Source organism: Pseudoalteromonas sp. 20-92 (assembly GCF_030847595.1).
GTDB lineage: Bacteria > Pseudomonadota > Gammaproteobacteria > Enterobacterales > Alteromonadaceae > Pseudoalteromonas > Pseudoalteromonas fuliginea.
Window position 1 is genome coordinate 123,516 of sequence record NZ_JANJGQ010000009.1, and the last position, 18,522, is coordinate 142,037.

13 protein-coding genes are annotated in these 18,522 nt (G+C 38.6%); 5 read left to right on the forward strand and 8 right to left on the reverse strand.

Going from position 1 to position 18,522, the window contains the following annotated elements; all coding sequences use genetic code 11:
* Positions 1-46: 46 nt before the first annotated feature.
* The gene (locus NRL14_RS10540; protein WP_306724624.1) at positions 47-2,077 is read right to left on the reverse strand and encodes a methyl-accepting chemotaxis protein; all 2,031 of its coding nucleotides are present in this window, start codon (positions 2,075-2,077) and stop codon (positions 47-49) included.
* A gap of 67 nt (positions 2,078-2,144) precedes the next feature.
* Positions 2,145-2,426 carry an MliC family protein gene (locus tag NRL14_RS10545; protein ID WP_007377347.1) on the reverse strand — a complete coding sequence of 94 codons (282 nt, stop codon included), beginning with the start codon at positions 2,424-2,426 and terminating at the stop codon, positions 2,145-2,147.
* A gap of 147 nt (positions 2,427-2,573) precedes the next feature.
* On the opposite strand from NRL14_RS10545, the gene NRL14_RS10550 reads away from it, so the two are divergent.
* Positions 2,574-3,479 (forward strand): DUF808 domain-containing protein, encoded by a 906-nt coding sequence (locus NRL14_RS10550; RefSeq protein ID WP_149605500.1) that lies wholly within the window; start codon positions 2,574-2,576, stop codon positions 3,477-3,479.
* 44 nt (positions 3,480-3,523) lie between these two features.
* Here the strand turns inward: NRL14_RS10550 and NRL14_RS10555 are convergent, their stop codons facing one another.
* The 3 genes from NRL14_RS10555 to NRL14_RS10565 form a co-directional block, all read right to left on the reverse strand.
* A complete protein-coding gene (locus NRL14_RS10555; RefSeq protein ID WP_149605499.1) occupies positions 3,524-4,465 on the reverse strand; it encodes a tetratricopeptide repeat protein in 942 nt (313 codons plus the stop codon).
* A gap of 86 nt (positions 4,466-4,551) precedes the next feature.
* On the reverse strand, positions 4,552-5,952 hold the full coding sequence (locus NRL14_RS10560; protein ID WP_149605498.1) for a M20/M25/M40 family metallo-hydrolase: 1,401 nt from the start codon (positions 5,950-5,952) through the stop codon (positions 4,552-4,554).
* A 181-nt stretch (positions 5,953-6,133) separates the two neighbouring features.
* Positions 6,134-8,221, reverse strand: coding sequence for a TonB-dependent siderophore receptor (locus NRL14_RS10565; protein WP_306724625.1), 2,088 nt, complete (start codon positions 8,219-8,221; stop codon positions 6,134-6,136).
* Positions 8,222-8,409: 188 nt separating this feature from the next.
* On the opposite strand from NRL14_RS10565, the gene dbpA reads away from it, so the two are divergent.
* Positions 8,410-9,798 (forward strand): ATP-dependent RNA helicase DbpA, encoded by a 1,389-nt coding sequence (gene dbpA, locus NRL14_RS10570; protein ID WP_188085499.1) that lies wholly within the window; start codon positions 8,410-8,412, stop codon positions 9,796-9,798.
* 20 nt (positions 9,799-9,818) lie between these two features.
* Here the strand turns inward: dbpA and NRL14_RS10575 are convergent, their stop codons facing one another.
* Positions 9,819-10,391, reverse strand: coding sequence for a DNA-J related domain-containing protein (locus tag NRL14_RS10575; RefSeq protein WP_033028913.1), 573 nt, complete (start codon positions 10,389-10,391; stop codon positions 9,819-9,821).
* Positions 10,392-10,467: 76 nt separating this feature from the next.
* On the opposite strand from NRL14_RS10575, the gene NRL14_RS10580 reads away from it, so the two are divergent.
* Complete coding sequence (locus tag NRL14_RS10580) at positions 10,468-13,293, forward strand: ATP-binding protein (protein WP_306724626.1); 2,826 nt, start codon at positions 10,468-10,470, stop codon at positions 13,291-13,293.
* Positions 13,294-13,361: 68 nt separating this feature from the next.
* On the opposite strand, the gene rho is transcribed toward NRL14_RS10580, so the two are convergent.
* The gene (rho, locus tag NRL14_RS10585; RefSeq protein WP_007377355.1) at positions 13,362-14,621 is read right to left on the reverse strand and encodes a transcription termination factor Rho; all 1,260 of its coding nucleotides are present in this window, start codon (positions 14,619-14,621) and stop codon (positions 13,362-13,364) included.
* A gap of 186 nt (positions 14,622-14,807) precedes the next feature.
* Positions 14,808-15,134, reverse strand: coding sequence for a thioredoxin TrxA (trxA, locus tag NRL14_RS10590; RefSeq protein WP_002960942.1), 327 nt, complete (start codon positions 15,132-15,134; stop codon positions 14,808-14,810).
* A 91-nt stretch (positions 15,135-15,225) separates the two neighbouring features.
* On the opposite strand from trxA, the gene rhlB reads away from it, so the two are divergent.
* A complete protein-coding gene (gene rhlB, locus NRL14_RS10595; protein WP_007377356.1) occupies positions 15,226-16,503 on the forward strand; it encodes an ATP-dependent RNA helicase RhlB in 1,278 nt (425 codons plus the stop codon).
* 43 nt (positions 16,504-16,546) lie between these two features.
* Positions 16,547-18,040, forward strand: a complete 1,494-nt coding sequence (gene gppA, locus NRL14_RS10600; protein WP_007377357.1) for a guanosine-5'-triphosphate,3'-diphosphate diphosphatase — start codon at positions 16,547-16,549, stop codon at positions 18,038-18,040.
* The last annotated feature ends 482 nt before the right edge of the window (positions 18,041-18,522 follow it).

Genomic DNA, 18,522 nt, shown 5'->3' on the forward strand with positions numbered 1-18,522 from the left:
TTGAAGTATTATACCCATTTCATGCAAGGCAAGTCATTACTTGTGCTTAAAACTTAAAGCGCTCTACGGCACTTGTTAGAGAGTGTGCAAGTTGATTTACGTCTTCACTTTCGCTTGCTAGGGTTGTCGCGTTTTTGGCATTTAAGGTGGCTTGCTCTGTTACCTTTGCCATTATTTTTTGGATGTCGTTACTATTAGTTAACTGTTCATGAGAGGCCTTTGCTATTTGTTCGCTCATTTGATTAACCGATAGTAATGTGCTTTTTATACGCTCTACAGCTTTATTTAGTTCAGCACTATTTTCAACACATTTTTTGGCTTGTTGTTGGCCATCATTAATTTCACTTTGTGTTGTTTTAGTATGTTGTTGTAATGTTTGGATCATGGTATTTATTTCGCTCGTTGAGCTTTGTGTACGCGCAGCTAGTGAGCGAACTTCATCAGCGACAACTGCAAATCCTCGTCCATTTTCACCAGCTCTTGCCGCTTCTATTGCAGCATTGAGCGCGAGCAAGTTTGTTTGCTCAGCAATACTACTAATAGTCTCTACAATGGCACCAATGAGTTCGGTAAATTCAGCAAGCTCTTTTGTGCTACTAACTGCCTTATCTAAACGGCTTAATAGTGCCTCAATACTTTGGCTATTTTGATTGGCTATTTGGTTAACGTCATTAGCAAACTGTGAGGCGTTAGTTATTTCATTTGATGTGCTATCAGCTTGTTCGTACACGACTTGTGAATTATCTAGCATACTTTGTGCAAGCGCAGTTGCTTGTGCGCTCCGCTCTAGCTGTAGTTGGGCAACAATGGTCATTTGCTGGCCTTTTTCACTGGTTTGAATCGCTGATTTGTCCAGTTCATGTGCATCGTTACTAATTGCTTTTATTAAATGGCTTAAGTCGTCACTAAGTTTATTAATATTGTTAAGTAAAGTGCCAAACTCATCTTTACTGCGTGGATGGCTGCGCTTAGAAAAGTCACCTGAGGCTATGCAAGCTAAATCACGATTTACTTTATTAAGGGGCTTTAACATTGCATTGGTGGTAAAAATTGAAATTATGATCACCAGTATAATCAGTACAAGGGCGATTATAATTACCGAGCTTGAGCCCATATTAATGGCTGATTTGGCATTATTTTGAAGGGTGTTAAATCGTTCATCAGCAAGTTTATTAAGTTTAAGTAATTGGTTTTCTGTGTTTATAAATTCTTGTTGAAAGCGTTCAAATTTTTGTTGCGCCGTTGTTTTGTTTTCAATCGTTTTCTTTTGTTTTACATAAATACCATTTGGCGCATTTAAGAGATCCCTTAAATCGTTGAACTCAATAGTAAGTTGGCCGATGTTTAGATCATTACTAAAAGGTGTCGCCTGCTGCTCTAGGTAAGTAAAGTTAGGCTGAATATTATCGAGTAAAAACAAAGTATCTTGTTGGTGATTACTTAAGTCGCTAGTACTTGTAGTTTGAGTGATGCTTTTAACATTGTTACTTAAATTAAATAGTAGATCATCAATACGTGTTGCCGTACCAAACATAGAATCGAGTAGAGGCTGTTGTGTTGAGGGTACTTCTAATAGCTCTATATCAAGCAAACGATTACTCAAGCTACTCAACTGCTCAATGAATTCTTTAATAAGTGATAGGGCCGAGTTTTGTGCTTTAAATCGTTGTTCCTTTGCACTAAACATTGCAGCACTTATTTTGCTTAGTTGATTAAAGTTATCAGTTGTTGCTGCAAGTAAAGCTTGCATATTTTGCTGCTGAAATAGTTGAGATTCAAGCGCATTAAGCATTGTTAGAAATTGCTCTTGCTCTGCGTATGCTTGGTCTTTATTTCGCAATAGTGAATCTGGTTTGGTCTGGCTGTAAGCAACAGCATTAAATTTAGTTATGGAAAGAAGTGAAAGCCTTAAATCTTTACTAACTTGTTGTACTGGAACGGCTAAGGTTTCTATACGTGAAGTAGTAATACTAATTTGGTTTAACGACCAATAAAAAAACACACAGCTAGTCAGCATTAACAGCCCTATGGCAGAAAAAGCTAAGATTATTTTATGTTTTATAGCAATAGAGCGCATAACTTCATCAACAAAATTAACACTTTATTTAGTGTAGCAGTGTTTTTTAGATGTTGTTAATTGGTGGCTAATTAATAATGCATTGCTGCTTTTTCCCTGAAATTATAAGCATGGCGTGATTATCTTTACCCCAAAACAGTACATTTTCGCTTATGTACTTATTCCCTGATGCACTTTTTTCATGATTAATTAAATGCGTTTCGTTGTTAAAAGTAAGCTCAGCATATTTATCGTTGATAATACTTAGTGTTAGTTTGTTTTTACCACATAGATAGGTAGTATTTACTTGCTGTTCGCTACATGCGATTAAGCTAAGTAAGCTGACTATAATTGCTATATTTATTTTCACTCTTACCTCCATCTACGTTCAAAATGATCATCTTTGGGAAGCCCTGCCCTTAATTCTAATTAGATATTAACAAAGCTAAATTAACCGTTGGTGAAAGTAGTGCTTTACGTTATGTTTATAGCAATATTTTTTGAGCTCGGAAGCTTTATGGCAGGCACTAACCTTTTAACGTTATTAGATGATATAACCACTTTACTTGATGATATTGCGACAATGAGTAAAGTAGCAACAAAAAAAACAGCGGGTGTATTAGGCGATGACTTAGCACTCAATGCACAGCAGGTTACAGGTGTAGCAGCAGAGCGTGAATTACCGGTTGTTTGGGCTGTGGCAAAGGGCTCATTTTTAAATAAAGCGATACTCGTACCCGCCGCTTTATTAATAAGCGTATGGCTGCCTTGGTTAATAACACCGCTTTTAATGATGGGTGGTTTGTTTTTATGTTTTGAGGGAGCTGAAAAAGTATTTGCTAATTTTTTACCTCATCATAATGAAGTAGTTGATGAAAGCGAGAAACTAGATTTAGTTGAGTACGAAAAACAAAAGATTAAAGGCGCTATAAGAACAGACTTTATTCTTTCTGCTGAAATCATTGTTATTACGCTAGGTACTGTTGCTGGTGCTACATTATTTAACCAAGCTTTAGTGCTCTGCGTTATCGCAATTATAATGACTATTGGCGTTTATGGCTTAGTGGCAGGTATTGTAAAACTGGATGATGCCGGACTTTATTTACTTAACCAATCAAAGGTGAAGGCTAATAAATTTAAAGAATTACTAGGTAAAGGTTTGCTTGCCGCCGCACCTAGGCTAATGCAGTTTTTAGCGTTTGCGGGCACCATTGCGATGTTCTTAGTAGGCGGCGGTATTTTGGTCCATGGTGTTGCGTTGCTGCATCATATACAGTTGGATGTAACAAGCTATGCTCAATCGGTTGCTGGCGGTACAGGAGAAGTATTAGCACCTCTCTTGTTTGATGGTTTGCTAGGCGTTATTGCCGGCTTAGTTGTTGTGCTTATACATGTAGGTTATACAAAGTTATTTACAAAATAATTTATAGCTGGCGTACTTGTTGCGCCAGCTATATTAAAGTTCACTCATTTACAGATAGTTATTTTACAAAGTGACTCCAATTCAAATTGTGCTTTAATATTTTTTTGCTCAATGGCCTTTTTATACCAATAAATAGCTTGCTGTTGATCCTGATCTATTCCCTGACCATCACGATACATTTGCGCTAAATTTAATTGCCCCCACTGAGAGCCTGCTTCAGCAGCTAGCTTAAAGCTATTAAATGCTTCAACAAATAACTTATCTTTAAAATAAATTATGCCTTGTTGATTGTTTTTATCGAGTTTTAAACCTTTATATAGTGGCTTAGGTTTGGGAGGGAACATCACAAACCCGCCATAAAGGCTGTTGGCATAAGGTCGCAGCACGTCATAAATAGCTTCGTCTTTATACAAACGCTTTACTTCATCACGAGGGAGAGTGATTGTTTTAGTGGAAAAGTAATTGTCTTGAATTAGCTGGCTGGTACGCATTGCCAAAGTAATACTATTATTACGTTTATAGCTGTAGTTGCTTATCTGAAAGGTAATAAACTGTTTATCAAAACTTAAAACTTGAGCAATTCTTAAATTGGTTAGGGTCCAGGGTTCGTGTGTAAATTTGTCGGCGTGTACTAAATAGGTGTCATATATTTTAGGTGTATTCAAATAGCTTTGCTTTTTAGTCTCGGTATTAAGATGCTGTTGATAAAAAAACGAAACAATCCAAAGTAATAAAAATGCGCCAATAAAGTATTTGGGTAGGCTTAGTTTTTCTATTAACGGTAGTTGCGTTATTTTAACCTGTTCGCTTTTTCCGCATTGATAGCACTCGCGTTTATAACTTAATTTTAAGGCAAGCATAGGTAAAATACTAAACCGTAAATAGCGGCTTTTATTTACTAAATGGTAGGCGTCGCTTTGACAATGAGGGCAGCGTGTTGTTTGTGCAAAATGTGGAAATGATTCACTCGTGTTGAAAAGTAACATAAAGCACGCTCCTTGTTTAATTACCTAAAGGTAAAACAAGAAGCGTGTTAGTTAAAGCCACAAACTGTAAGTAAGTATGTCTGTTATTACTTATTTTGAGCTTTAGGCCTAATTGTTGTTTTTGCATCAGCAGCCATTAGAGCAAATACAGCGTATGCAGCGGTATTTTGACGCAGCTTAGCAGGTGTTACTTTATCAAGCGTATCGTCAGCTGTATGGTGGTAATCAAAGTAATCTGTTCCATCTTGAGCAAGTTCAAAAATAGGTGCTGAGGTTGCTGCTTTAAGTGGAATTAGATCAGGGCCACCATTCGCTTGGTTTTTACCAATATGCTCAATATTTAACGGCGAAAGTTCTTTTGCAATAGCACGCACTACAGGAAGTGACTCTGCGCTTACGTTCGATTCAAAAGCATATACAACATCGGCGCCAAAATCAGACTCAGCTGCTGCAACAATATTGCTTAGCTCGTTTTTATGCTTTGCAAAATAAGCTTTTGCACCCCAAAGACCTAGCTCTTCAGCTGCAAAAAGTACCACACGAATACTGCGCTTAGGACGCTTTACATCGCTAATATGCTTAGCGGCTGCCATTGTTAGTGCAACGCCTGCACCGTCATCTAGTGCGCCAGTCCCTAAATCCCAAGAATCTAAATGCCCGCCGATCAGTACATATTGTTCTGGGTTTTCGGTACCATTAAATTGGCCAATAACGTTATAACCGGTGCCTTCACCAAGGCTTTCGGTTTGCACATTAATATTTACCGACACTTCTTTATTTAAAGCGACTAAGCGTGCGATTTGATCGGCATCTGGGTTAGCAATGGTTACGTTAGGTATTTTTGTAACACCTTCTTTGTAGTAACTACCGCCAGTGTGTGCAAAACGATGATGACCGGTACTTACCGAGCGCATCATGTAGGCAACAGCGCCTTTTTTAGACGCCTCAATAGCGCCTGTGCCGCGTGCTTTTACTGCAGGTCCGTAACCATTGCCATCAATGTGGCGGTTCATACGATAATTAATATACGCAATTTTGCCTTTTAAGCTGTTCGCCGGTGCGGCTTTTAGTTCATCAAGTGTTTCGAACAAGACTACTGGTGCGGTAATCCCATCTTTTGGAGTACTTATACTGTTACCTAATGCAGTTAAGTGCAGTGGTTGCTCGCTTGGTGTTAGTATTTTTCCGCTTTCACTATAACGACGCCATTCAGGAAATGTTGCTTTTTCTAGCCATACTTTATCAAAACCAAGCTCATTAAATTTAGCTTTAGCCCATGTCACTGCTTTTTTATCATTTTCAGTACCAGGTAAGCGAGGGCCTACTTCAGTTGTTAATGACTCTAGTAATTTATAGCTTAGATCACTATTTAGTGCAGAGGTGCGCACTTCATTGACTTGTTGTAATTGCTTTTGGGTAAATTCGGCATTGTTAGCGTTTGCAGCCATACTGCTAGTAAGCAGCAGTGCGGTAATTAATTTTTTCATTTTGGTAGGCCTTTTTAATAATTAGCGCTATTAGAACATGTAACAAACATGATAAAAAATAGATGAGATGAATAGGCTTTGTAATAGATTTAATGCTGTTAGGTATAAACGTTTAGATATAAAAAAAGCCCGCGTACATGTACGCGGGCTATATTTTAAAGCTGTTATTTAAGGCATTTATTTAAAAGCTAAATTGCGCAGCTAAACGAAGATTTGTGCCCTCGCCAACAGTTACATTATTAGTTCCACCACCACCTAAATAGCTTTTATCAAATAAGTTTTCGATGTTAAGACGTAAATTAATATCGGTATTACTTAAGTTAAACTTATAAGTGGCACCTACATCAACACGCGTATATGCATCTTTAGTAATTGTATTGTCGCTGTCGGCAAAGCGCTCACCTTCATAAAAAGCACCAGCGTTAAAAGCAATTGCATCGTTTAGTTCATAACGAGTCCAAAGTGATGCCGACCATTTAGGGGCATCAACAGGACGTTTGCCTTGCAGCTCCTCATTCGCTCTTTCATAGTTCGCATCTAAATACATCGTAGAGGCCATTACAAATAAACGATCTGTTGCAGCGCCTTGTGCTGCAATTTCAAAGCCTTTGTGGCGTTGTTCACCAACCTGATTTGTCTCGGTTGTAACCGAGCCAATAGGAGCCTCAAGGTCTTCAGTGACCAGCGTTCCGTTTTTACTTATATCGAAAACGGCACCACTAAGCAGTAAACGGTCATCAAGCAGTTGCCATTTTATGCCAAGTTCTCTTTGTTCAGAGGTAACAGCATCTATTTCCATACCGAAGTTAATATCAGTTTCGTCGGTGATGGTCTCATTTTGTGGCTCAAAGCCTTCTGAGTAACTAGCGTATATAGTTGCAGAAGCATTTGGGTGATAAAGCACACCTACTTTTGGTACAAATGATTCGTTATTTTGGCCTTCACGCGTTTGCTTATCGTAACGGCCACCTAGCGATAATTGCCACTCTGGTGAGAACGAAATTAAGTCTTGAACGTAAATACCGTAGTAGTCGTATTCAGTTTCGCTTATTGTATCATCTGTTTTATAGCTTATTGATGGACGAGATGGCTCGTCTTGACCTGCTGAATAGTAAAGGTATTCTTCTTTAGGCAGTGCTGTGCGTAATTGCCCGTAGTAGTAATCAAGCGAGTTAGCGCCTACTAATAACTGGTGTTGAATGTCCGCGGTTTCAAACTCACCAATAAAATCAATAAATGCAGTTTTAAATTGCCAATCATCAAAGCGATCGTAAGGGCGAGATTCATAGCTGTCACCTTCAGCAAAGCCATTAGGCATGCGAGGTGCTGACTCAAAGCGTTGGCGTTCAAACGTTTGTTCGTTGTAACCAAGTTTTACTTGCCAGTTATCGGTTAAAAATACCTCTAGGTCTACACCTAGGTTTTCTACGGTAATATCGGTGAACGCCCAAGACATATCACGGATTGTTTTATCGCTACCAATTACATTGGCATTATCGTCTATCCATGCGCCAGTATCTAAACCTGCTTCGTCATCTGTGCGGTCGTAATGCACACGTACTAATGCGTTATCGCTAATATCGTAATCTACAACTAATGCACCTAAAAAGCGGTCGCGTTCACGATTTTCACCATTTTGGTATTCACGCCAGTAGTCAACGTCTTGCTTTACTAAAATACCACGAGCACGTAAATCTTCCGATTCAGTTAATGCGCCTGCAGCATCTACCATAAAGCGAGTTGAGCCATGCTGATCTACATCGGCACTGGCATTAAATAGTGTTTGTGCTGTAGGTTTTTTAGTTACCATGTTAACCAAGCCACCCGGGCCTGACTGACCATATAAAATGCTTGATGGACCTTTAATTACTTCAACTTGTTGCAAAATTTCGATGGGTTGTTGATAGTGTGACCAATGTTGATGCCCGTCGCGTAAATAACCCGTAGATGAACTTAGCTCAAACCCACGCAAGTTAAATACTTCACGGTTTCGTTGTTGTGAGCCAGCTGTTAGGCTTGCGTCATTTGTGAGTACTTCGCCAAGGGTAGTGGCAAGTTGTTCGCTAATAATAGTGTCGGTTATTACAGTGACAGATTGTGCAGTTTCAAGTAATGAAGCTGATGTTCTCATTGCGCCATTGGCGTTATCTACTTTGTAATCGTTAAAGTAGCTACCTTTTACTTCTATGCGTTCAAGGTCGGTAGAGTTTGCATGTGCGTTTGCGGTAATACTTGCTAATAGTGCTATGTAAAGAGAGTTCAGTTTCATTAATTGCTTCCAGGGCAGATATGTAAAAAAAATAGAGATCTTAATGCAAACTACTATCATTTTCAACACCTTTCATTAACCTGTTTATAATGTGTTTGCTAATGGTTGCCAATTACGAATTCTGCTATTATTAGCAGCATATTTAGTGGGACTTTCTCCCATGTTATTTTATTGCTATGGAACTTACTGTGACTTCAACTGCTTTTTCATCTTTGGCTTTACCGGCTGGACTCGTTGATAATTTATCAACACTTGGCTATGCCCACATGACACCTGTGCAAGCGCAAAGTTTGCCGCCTGTACTTGCTGGTAAAGACATCATTGCTCAGGCAAAAACCGGTTCAGGTAAAACTGCTGCGTTTAGCTTGGGTGTGTTAGCTAAACTAAACGTAAAACGTTTTCGTATTCAATCTTTAGTGTTGTGTCCTACTCGTGAGCTTGCTGAGCAAGTTGCAGTTGAAATGCGTAAATTAGCGCGCGGCATTCATAACATTAAAATATTGACGTTATGTGGTGGTGTTTCAATTGGCCCGCAAATAGGTTCACTTGAACATGGCGCGCATATCATTGTTGGCACACCTGGGCGTGTTGATGATCATATTCGTAAAGGTACTTTACGTTTAGATGATGTTGAAATATTGGTACTTGATGAAGCCGATCAAATGCTTGATATGGGTTTTCAAGACACACTTGATGCAATTATTGAGCGTATTCCACAAAATCGTCAAACATTGTTATTTAGTGCTACATTCCCAAGAGCCATTGAAGCAATTGCTAAGCGTGTACTTAAAAATCCAGAAATGGTTAAAGTAGAAGAAGAGCAAGCCAAAAGCACAATTAAGCAGTACTTCTACAAAATGGATAACAATAAGCAGCGCTACCCAACGCTTAAATTATTGCTACTTAAATTTACGCCACAAAGCTGTGTTGTATTTTGTAATACCAAAGTAGAAACACAACAAGTGTGTGATGATTTAGCCGACGAAGGCTTCAGCGCTGTTGCATTGCACGGTGATTTAGAGCAACGCGATCGTGAACGTACGCTAATTCACTTTGCAAATAAAAGTGCTTCAATACTTGTTGCTACCGATGTTGCAGCGCGTGGTTTAGATATTGATGACATGGACATGGTTATTAACTACCATTTAGCACACGACACGCAAACACATGTACATCGTGTTGGTCGTACTGGTCGCGCTGGTAAAAAGGGCATTGCATGCTCCATTTATGGTGAAGCAGAAGCGTTTAAAATTGCACAAATTGGCGATCATTACGAACGTGATATTACGCCTGAGCAAATGCCGCCGTTTAATTTATTAGATAAACCGCCGTACCGACCTGAAATGGTTACTTTGATGATTGATTCAGGTAAAAAGCAAAAAGTACGTGCAGGCGATATTCTTGGTGCTCTAACAGGTAAGGATGGGGTTGCAGGTCGTCAAGTAGGTAAAATTAACGTACTTGATAACGTAGCATTTGTTGCTGTTGAACGTAACTCATCAAAACCAGCACTTCGTAAATTAACTGAAGGCAACATTAAGGGGCGTAAAATACGCGCTCGTCGCCTTACTCGTTAATTTATATTTGAATGAATGTACTAACGAGCAGCTGCTTTTAGTTGCTCGTATTCTCCTTTTACTTTTTTAAATTTTATTTCGCAGCCGCTAGGCTTGTCGGGATGATTTTTGAGAGCTTGTTGCCGCCAGCGTTTTTGTAGCTCTTTAAGGGTAAAGTTAGTTGGCAGTTCCCATTTAGCAGTGAGCTCATCATAATTTTCTTTTGTTAACGTTACTGTTGTATCTGCATGTTTTACCCTCTCCCAAAAACTAGTCAAGAGTGCATCTACTTCTTGTGCTGAGGCGTCGTAATTTTCCCAGTTTAGATAATAGTCCTTCAAATTTGTTTTAATTGTTAGTGGGTACTCACACTCTTTTTCTAAAAGTTCTATATGCAAAGCTGAAACTAACAATGTTTGTGGATGAAGCTGAGTTTGAAGTTGATACAGTGCATTCATGATGAGAAAGTTGCGCTTAAATAAATCACGATCAGGATTTTTATCAAGTGATTTAATTGCACCACTATTTATAAGTTCTGATGCTAGAATATGAACTTGCCAAACTTGCTTTGTTAATATTAAATCAAATATCTGGTCAATCAGTGGGTTAAGCATTGTTTACGCCCTAGTAATTGGTGTATCTTCGATAAAGATTACATTGTTATAAGTAACAATCTGAAGGATTAAAATTATGCGAGGCAAGTTTAAGTGCCTTTTATTCATTGTATGTAGTGCGCTAGCTCCACCGAGCTGTGCACAAGATGCTACTTTGTTACTTGACGAGTTTAAACAACAACAGCAATGGAGTGTAAAGCTTCAATCTGGTAATACATTGCTGGAAATGCAGGCAACCACCGCTAAAGATCGTGCTTTAGTGTATTCAGAGTTGGGTAACTTAGCATTTTCTAACGGCCAATATCCTGATGCATTACACTATTTTAAACTACTCGAAAAAGAAACATCCCTCTCATTTTTACCTACAGAAAATTTTCGCGCAATAAAAATGCAAGGGGTGATACTGTTTTATCAAGGCTTATTTCAGCAGGCTATTGTTGAATATAGTCGTGCATTGGTTATTGCTGAAAATAACAATGAAAAGCTTGAACAAGCTAATATATTAAATAATATAGGTTTAGCCTATTTTGATATGCATAATTTAAAGCTCACTCTTGATTATTATTTAAAAGTACAAAGCCTCTATGAAACTGAAGGTAGCGATCAGGATAAGGCTGATATTTTGCTTAATATCGCTGGAGTTTATGTGCGCTTATCGCGATATGACAGTGCATTCGCTATCTATAAAGATGTTCTTCAAGTTTACCAAAAGCTAGGAGATCAAAGTGGTATTGCCCAAGTATATAACAATATGGGTGTGGCTTCTTTTGAAAGTAATCAATTCGACTTAGCACTACATTACTACGAGTTAGCACTGCATTATTATTTATCTGTTAATGACTATAACCACTTATCAACTCAGTACACCAATTTAGCAAATATTAACTTAATTTTAAATAAAGTGGATGTTGCCTATGAACAAGCAAGATTAGGTGAGAAATTTGCACTTAAAATTTCAAATCAAAGTTTGGAGCTTAATGCGCTATATGCTTTGGGAAAGGTGCAATTTGTAAAAGGGGAACTCGATAAAGCTAAAGTGAGCTTGGAGCGTTCAACAGCGCTTGCCCACGAGTATAAAAGTGAGAGGATGATCCGAAATGGTTTAGGCACCAAGTCATTACTTGAAGCAAGCCAAGGTAATTACTCTAGTGCAATGATCCTTCACGAAAAGTTTATAGGTGAACTAAGACTATTGAGAAGCGATAGTATTATTAATGCATTGGCTGCATTGCAGGATCAATTCAAAGCAACTCAATTAAACCAAGAAATAAAGCAACTTAAGCAAGAGCGCAAAGTACAAGAATTAAAAATGGCTCAGCGCTCTCAGCTCACTTTGTTTGTTTTTGTATTGTTATTCTTGGTTGTTGTGACTGGTGTGGCACTATATCGGCGTGGTGCAGAAAAGCGGGCGAAACATCACCTAGCTGAGCAGGTTGAGCAGCGTACAGCTGAATTGCAGGCAGTGGCGCAAGAATTAAGAGAAGCTAATGATGTAAAAAGTCAGTTTTTAGCAAATATTAGTCATGAAATTCGCACTCCTTTGACCGCAATTTTAGGCCAAACTGATGATTTAATTAACGGACTGTATGAACCTGAGCAACTTCAAGATGAATTAGAGATAATTCAACGCCATAGTGATCATTTAAAGAGTTTAATTAATGATGTGCTCGATTTAAGTAAAATAGAAGCAAACAGATTAGAGCTCAGTATTTCTTGTTTTGATATTGTGCAGTTAATAAATGATGTACACGCTATGTTTATTACTCAAGCGACAGCAAAAAACCTACGTTTAGTGTTAGATAATCAAATTGGTGATGAGTTCTACACAAAATTAGATTTAATTCGTGTTAAACAAATACTCATTAATTTATGTGCTAATGCGATCAAGTTTACCCATTCAGGCCAAGTAGTGATTGTTCTAAATAAGACAGAACAAGGAGTCGTATTGGTCATTAAAGACACCGGAATCGGTATGAACTCAACACAATTAAAACTGATTTTCGAGTGCTTTAGCCAAGCTGATAACAGTATTAGTCGCCGATTTGGTGGTACGGGTTTAGGTTTGAGTTTGTCGCAGCAATTAGCCTCTATGATGGGAGGTTATATTAGTGTGCAAAGCGAATATAAGAAAGGCAGTCAGTTTTCATTCTTTTTACCGTGTGTAAAAGTTTCGAAAGAGCAGGGTCTTGCCGAATTACAAGCTCCAGTTTTAAAAGACAAGCAGTTAAGTGGGAGGGTTTTACTTGCTGAAGATCACCCTGATAATCGAAGGCTAATAAGTCGTTATTTACGCTCAATGGGACTCGAAGTTATTGCAGTTGAAAATGGTGAGCAAGCCGTTGAACAATGCTTGCAAGAAGATCCAGATATAGTCTTACTCGATATACAAATGCCAGTGATGGATGGACGAGCTGCCTTTCAATTATTACAACAATGCGGTTTTCAACGTCCTATTTTTGCTTTAACTGCGAATGCAATGAGCCATGAGGTGGATGATTATTTAACACTAGGGTTCAGCGGATATCTAGCCAAACCTATCGATAAAGAATTATTTTATAAAACGTTAACTCAGTATCTTGGTTACACTAAAACGCCACAACAAGTTGAACAAAGTGATATTGATATGAGTGACTTGGTTATTAGTTTTAAGCAGAGTTTTACTTTAGAAAATGAGACTATAACACAGCACTTTATATGTGAAGATTTTGAAGCATTACAAAAAGATAGTCATCGTATTTTAGGTGCAGCGCAAATGTTTGGGCTGGATGAAATAGCGCAAGCAGCTAAAGATCTAGACAGAGCTTTATTACAAAAAGAAAATAATAGGAATAAGCAACATATCAAAGAGTTAGTGTTTAACCTGCAAGCTATTCTTCGAAAATACATGAAGGTTAACACATAAGTCAAATTGTTATTTATGGTATTAAAAAAGCGCCAAAAGGCGCTTTTTATTTTGAGTTTGGACGCTTCTTATTGACGTCTCATCGAATCAAAGAACTCATCGTTGGTTTTGCTCATTGATAGTTTATCGATTAAAAATTCCATCGCATCAATTTCTGACATGTCATGAACAATTTTACGTAAAATCCAAAGCTTCTGTAGCTCATCTGGCTTAGTTAGTAATTCTTCACGACGAGTACCTGAGCGGTTAAAGTCGATAGCAGGGAATACACGTCTTTCCGCAATTTTACGGTTAAGGTGCAGTTCCATGTTACCAGTACCTTTAAACTCTTCGTAGATAACTTCATCCATTTTAGAGCCAGTGTCGATAAGCGCTGTAGCTATGATTGTTAAGCTACCGCCTTCCTCAACGTTACGTGCAGCACCAAAGAAACGCTTAGGTTTATGAAGTGCGTTAGCATCAACACCACCAGTAAGTACTTTTCCTGATGAAGGAATAACGGTGTTATAAGCACGTGCTAAACGAGTGATTGAATCTAATAAGATAACAACATCTTTTTTATGCTCAACTAAACGTTTTGCTTTTTCGATAACCATTTCGGCAACTTGTACGTGACGAGAAGCGGGTTCATCGAATGTAGAGGCAATAACTTCGCCTTTAACTAAGCGCTGCATTTCTGTTACTTCTTCCGGACGCTCATCAATTAACAATACCATAAGCGTTGCATCTGGATGATTGTGTGTAATCGATTGCGCGATATTTTGTAGTAGCATTGTTTTACCCGCTTTTGGCGGAGCCACTAACAAACCACGTTGACCGCGGCCAATTGGCGATGCTAAATCAAGTACACGGGCTGTAATATCTTCTTTACTGCCGTTACCGCGTTCCATACGAAAACGTTCGTTAGCATGTAACGGAGTCAGATTTTCGAAAAGAATTTTAGTACGAGAGTTTTCAGGTTTATCAAAGTTAACTTCATTTACTTTAAGTAAGGCAAAGTAGCGTTCACCGTCTTTCGGTGGACGGATAAGACCTGAGATTGAATCGCCAGTACGCATGCTGAAGCGGCGAATTTGGCTAGGTGAAACATAAATGTCATCTGGCCCAGCTAAGTAAGAGGCTTCTGATGATCTTAAAAAGCCGAAACCATCTTGTAAAATCTCTAATACACCGCCGCCGAAGATGTTCTCTCCGCCTTTGGCATGTGATTTAAGAATAGCAAAAATAATGTCCTGCTTTCTTAAACGGGCTACGTTTTCGAGCCCCATGGACTCAGCTTGGTTTACAAGTTCTTTTATAGACTTGTCTTTTAATTCGCGTAAATGCATATTGGTGGGTTCTTTATTACAGTTGTCATACTCAAAATCGCTTTGATCGTTGAGTGAGGTTTGTTGAATATAACTAAGGATTAGTTGGCTTTATAAACTAGCAGTTCACTGGCGAAGCGTCCAGTCTTTATACAAAATAAATTCAAAAAAGGGCAAAAAGCCCTTTTTTATAGTTCTAGCTTACAGTTAGATGTTGTTTTCTAAAAACTCGATAAGCTGAGTTTTTGAAAGGGCACCTACTTTCGTTGCTGCAACTTGGCCGTCTTTAAAAAGAAGCAAAGTAGGGATACCACGAATACCAAATTTTGGCGGTGTGCCCGCATTTTGGTCAATATTTAATTTAGCAACAGTTACACGGCTGTCGTATTCATCAGCAACTTCGTGAAGAATAGGGGCGATCATCTTACAAGGTCCACACCATTCAGCCCAGAAATCTACTAGTACTGGTTTGTCAGATTGTAATACGTCAGCTTCAAAGCTATCGTCAGTAATTTGGATTATTTTCTCGCTCATTGCGCTCTCCGATTTAGTTAGGCGAAATATTTAGTGCGTATTTAAACACTCTTGTTTCTTATTGCAAGTTTAAACGTTATGCTTAAACGCTATGACTAAGACACATTTAACCGATAAAAAGTTTTCAGACTTTGCTATCGCACCGGAAGTGGTTGCCGGTTTAACCGAGAATGGGTTTGAATATTGCACACCTATTCAAGCAAAATGCCTACCTTTTATTTGTGATGGACGCGATATCGCGGGCCAAGCTCAAACTGGTACAGGCAAAACGTTGGCATTTTTAACTGCCACGTGCCATCGGTTATTACAATCTAGCAAAGCACCTAGTAAACATCCAAGAGCCCTGATCATGGCCCCTACTCGGGAGCTTGCGATTCAGATACACAAAGATGCTAAAATTTTAGCGCCGCACTGTAATCTTAACTTAGGTTTAGTATATGGTGGCGAAGATTACGAAAAACAACGTGCACAACTAGAAAAAGGCGTTGATATTTTAATTGGTACTACAGGTCGCCTAATTGATCTGTATAAGCAAGGCTGTTACACCCTTAATGAAATTGAGGTTGTCGTGCTTGACGAAGCTGATCGTATGTTCGATTTAGGTTTCATAAAAGATATTCGTTATATGTTTCATCGTATGCCGGATACATCAAAACGTTTAAACTTATTATTCTCTGCCACATTATCGTATCGCGTACAAGAATTAGCGTTTGAGCACATGACAAACCCAGAACATGTTCAAATTGAACCTGATGTTAAAACGGGTAAACGCATCCAAGAAGAGCTATTTCATCCTTCGCAAGAAGATAAAATTAAGCTGTTATTAACCTTAATTGAAGAAGAATGGCCGGAAAAAGCAATTGTATTTGCAAATACAAAACACAGTTGTGAAACCGTTTATGCTTGGCTTAAGTCAGACGGTCATCGTGTGGGCATGCTTACTGGTGATGTTAATCAGAAAAAACGCCAAACTATATTAGCGCAATTTAGTAAAGGTGAATTGGACTTTTTAGTAGCAACTGATGTTGCAGCACGCGGTCTTCATATTCCAGAAGTAAGTCATGTATTTAACTTTGATTTACCGGACGATTGTGAAGATTATGTTCACCGTATTGGTCGTACTGGCCGCGCTGGTGCATCAGGCCATGCAATTAGCTTTGCGTGTGAGCAATATGCATATAACCTGCATGAAATTGAAGAATATATAGAGCACAGCATTCCTTTATCGCATTACGATAAAACTGCATTGCTAGATGATTTAACTCAGCCTATTATTCAAAGAAAGCGCAACTATTCAACAGGTCCACGTAGCCGTAGTAATAACAGCGGACGTCGCCCAAATAATAGTTACCAAAAAGGACGGTCGTAAGCGATCGTTTGTATAAGCAGTAGTAACTAGAGGTTTTTGAACGGTGGGGCAACTTAAACCGCAAAAAAATGTTTATGCAGTTATTGATTTAGGCTCAAATAGCTTTCATATGCTTATTGTTAAATCAATCGCTGGTGGCCTACAAACAATAGGTCGCGTTAAACGAAAAGTTAGATTAGCCGCAGGACTTGATACAAAAAATGTATTGAGTTCTGAAGCAATGCAGCGAGGCTGGGAATGCCTTGCTCTTTTTGCTGAGCGCTTACAGGATATCCCCAAAAAAAATATCACCATAGTTGCAACTGCAACACTGCGTTTAGCAACGAATGCTGATGTTTTCAAAATTAAAGCAGAAAAAATTCTTGGTCATAATATCAATGTAATTAGCGGAGAAGTAGAAGCGCGCACAATTTATAAAGGTGTTGCTCATACTTCATCATGCACGGGCAAACAGCTTGTTATTGATATCGGTGGTGCTAGTACCGAGGTTGTTATCGGCAAAGGTTTTGAAGCACTGCACTATAAAAGCCTCAATATGGGGTGTGTAACCTATCTTGAACGCTACTTTAAAGATTGCCAATTAAGTGATAGTAACTTTAATACGGCTATAAAAGCAGCTCGCACTGTCATTGACGAAATATCTCCCGAATATAAAGCCGCTAGTTGGAAAGTTGCTTCAGGTGCTTCTGGTACAGTCCAAGCAATTCAAGAAATAATGGTCGCGCAAAATCTTGACGACTTACTTACGCTTGAAAAGCTTAACACGATAAAAAATCAAGCCATTGCATTTAGCACTATAGCCGCATTAGACCTTCCAGGGCTAAGTGAAGACCGCCGCTTGGTATTTGTATCCGGACTCGCTATCTTAATTGCGTTATTTGAATCTCTTGAAATAGAGAGCATGGGATTAGCGGGTGGAGCTCTGCGTGAAGGTGTTTTATATAGTATGGTGCCAGAGCTTCATAATAACAATATTCGTAAACGCACAGTTGATGGGTTTATGAGTCGTTATCATGTTGATCAAAAACAAGCGTGTCGAGTTTCAGGTTTAGCTGTGCAGTTAGCTGCAAATATTAATAAAGATTGGCCAATTGAAAGTTTAAATGGGCTACCATTATTAAAAGCAGTAGCACAGCTTCATGAGGTTGGATTGCTAATTGAGTATAAGCAGTACCATAAACACACTGCTTATATTTTGGAAAATACCGATATGCCAGGTTTTTCACAGTCTGAGCATAAATTAATAGTAGCGGTAGCAGATGCACATCGTTCTGACTTTCCAAAAGACTGCTTTAACTCTCTCGGTATAAATAGTTTATTGGCACAATACATTGTTAGGCTATTACGTATTGCGGTTATTTTATCAATGCGTAGACAAGATGATGTAGTGCCTCATTTTGAGTTAACTGCTAAAAATGAAGTGTTAGACCTTAAGTTCGAAAGAAACTGGTTAAAGGATCATCCATTAATGGCCAGCGAGCTACAACAAGAGTCTAAACAACAAGGTAAACTTGGGTGGAAGTTCATAGTAAACTAATTAAAAAAGGCCCATCAGGGCCTTTTTAGTGTTTAAAGTAACCATTTCGATGCAAATATGTGCGAACAGCATATTATTTCAAGTTTTCTTCAAAAAAGGGTTGATCTGTTTTCGGATCTCCCTATAATGCGACCCCACTGAGACGGGAAACGCCAACGCATAGCGGGCACGAACAACTCGGGTGTTAAGTAAAACTTAAATTGAATCTTTTTAGAAAGTTTAAATTTAAGTGTTGACAAAAAAACAGGAAGGCGTAATATGCGCAGCCCTAGCGAGATAAAGTTCAACTTTATAATCGCAACGTTCTTTAACAATATAAAGCAATCATCTGTGTGGGCACTCGTACAGATTGAGTTCTAACAGCCAAGCTACTTCGTTCTTTATTGAGCAAGTAACGAGGCAAAAAAATTAGAGTCTCAATTGAAAACTGAGTGACCAACAGAATAGTTATTTCGGTAATTATTCGGCACAGTCAATTCAAT

Excerpts from the sequence above, each read along its gene's own strand:
- NRL14_RS10540 (WP_306724624.1), bottom strand. The coding sequence starts at position 2,077 with ATGCGCTCTATTGCTATAAAACATAAAATAATCTTAGCTTTTTCTGCC.
- NRL14_RS10550 (WP_149605500.1), top strand. The coding sequence starts at position 2,574 with ATGGCAGGCACTAACCTTTTAACGTTATTAGATGATATAACCACTTTA.
- NRL14_RS10555 (WP_149605499.1), bottom strand. The coding sequence starts at position 4,465 with ATGTTACTTTTCAACACGAGTGAATCATTTCCACATTTTGCACAAACA.
- NRL14_RS10560 (WP_149605498.1), bottom strand. The coding sequence starts at position 5,952 with ATGAAAAAATTAATTACCGCACTGCTGCTTACTAGCAGTATGGCTGCA.
- NRL14_RS10565 (WP_306724625.1), bottom strand. The coding sequence starts at position 8,221 with ATGAAACTGAACTCTCTTTACATAGCACTATTAGCAAGTATTACCGCA.
- NRL14_RS10575 (WP_033028913.1), bottom strand. The coding sequence starts at position 10,391 with ATGCTTAACCCACTGATTGACCAGATATTTGATTTAATATTAACAAAG.
- NRL14_RS10580 (WP_306724626.1), top strand. The coding sequence starts at position 10,468 with ATGCGAGGCAAGTTTAAGTGCCTTTTATTCATTGTATGTAGTGCGCTA.
- rho (WP_007377355.1), bottom strand. The coding sequence starts at position 14,621 with ATGCATTTACGCGAATTAAAAGACAAGTCTATAAAAGAACTTGTAAAC.
- trxA (WP_002960942.1), bottom strand. The coding sequence starts at position 15,134 with ATGAGCGAGAAAATAATCCAAATTACTGACGATAGCTTTGAAGCTGAC.
- rhlB (WP_007377356.1), top strand. The coding sequence starts at position 15,226 with ATGACTAAGACACATTTAACCGATAAAAAGTTTTCAGACTTTGCTATC.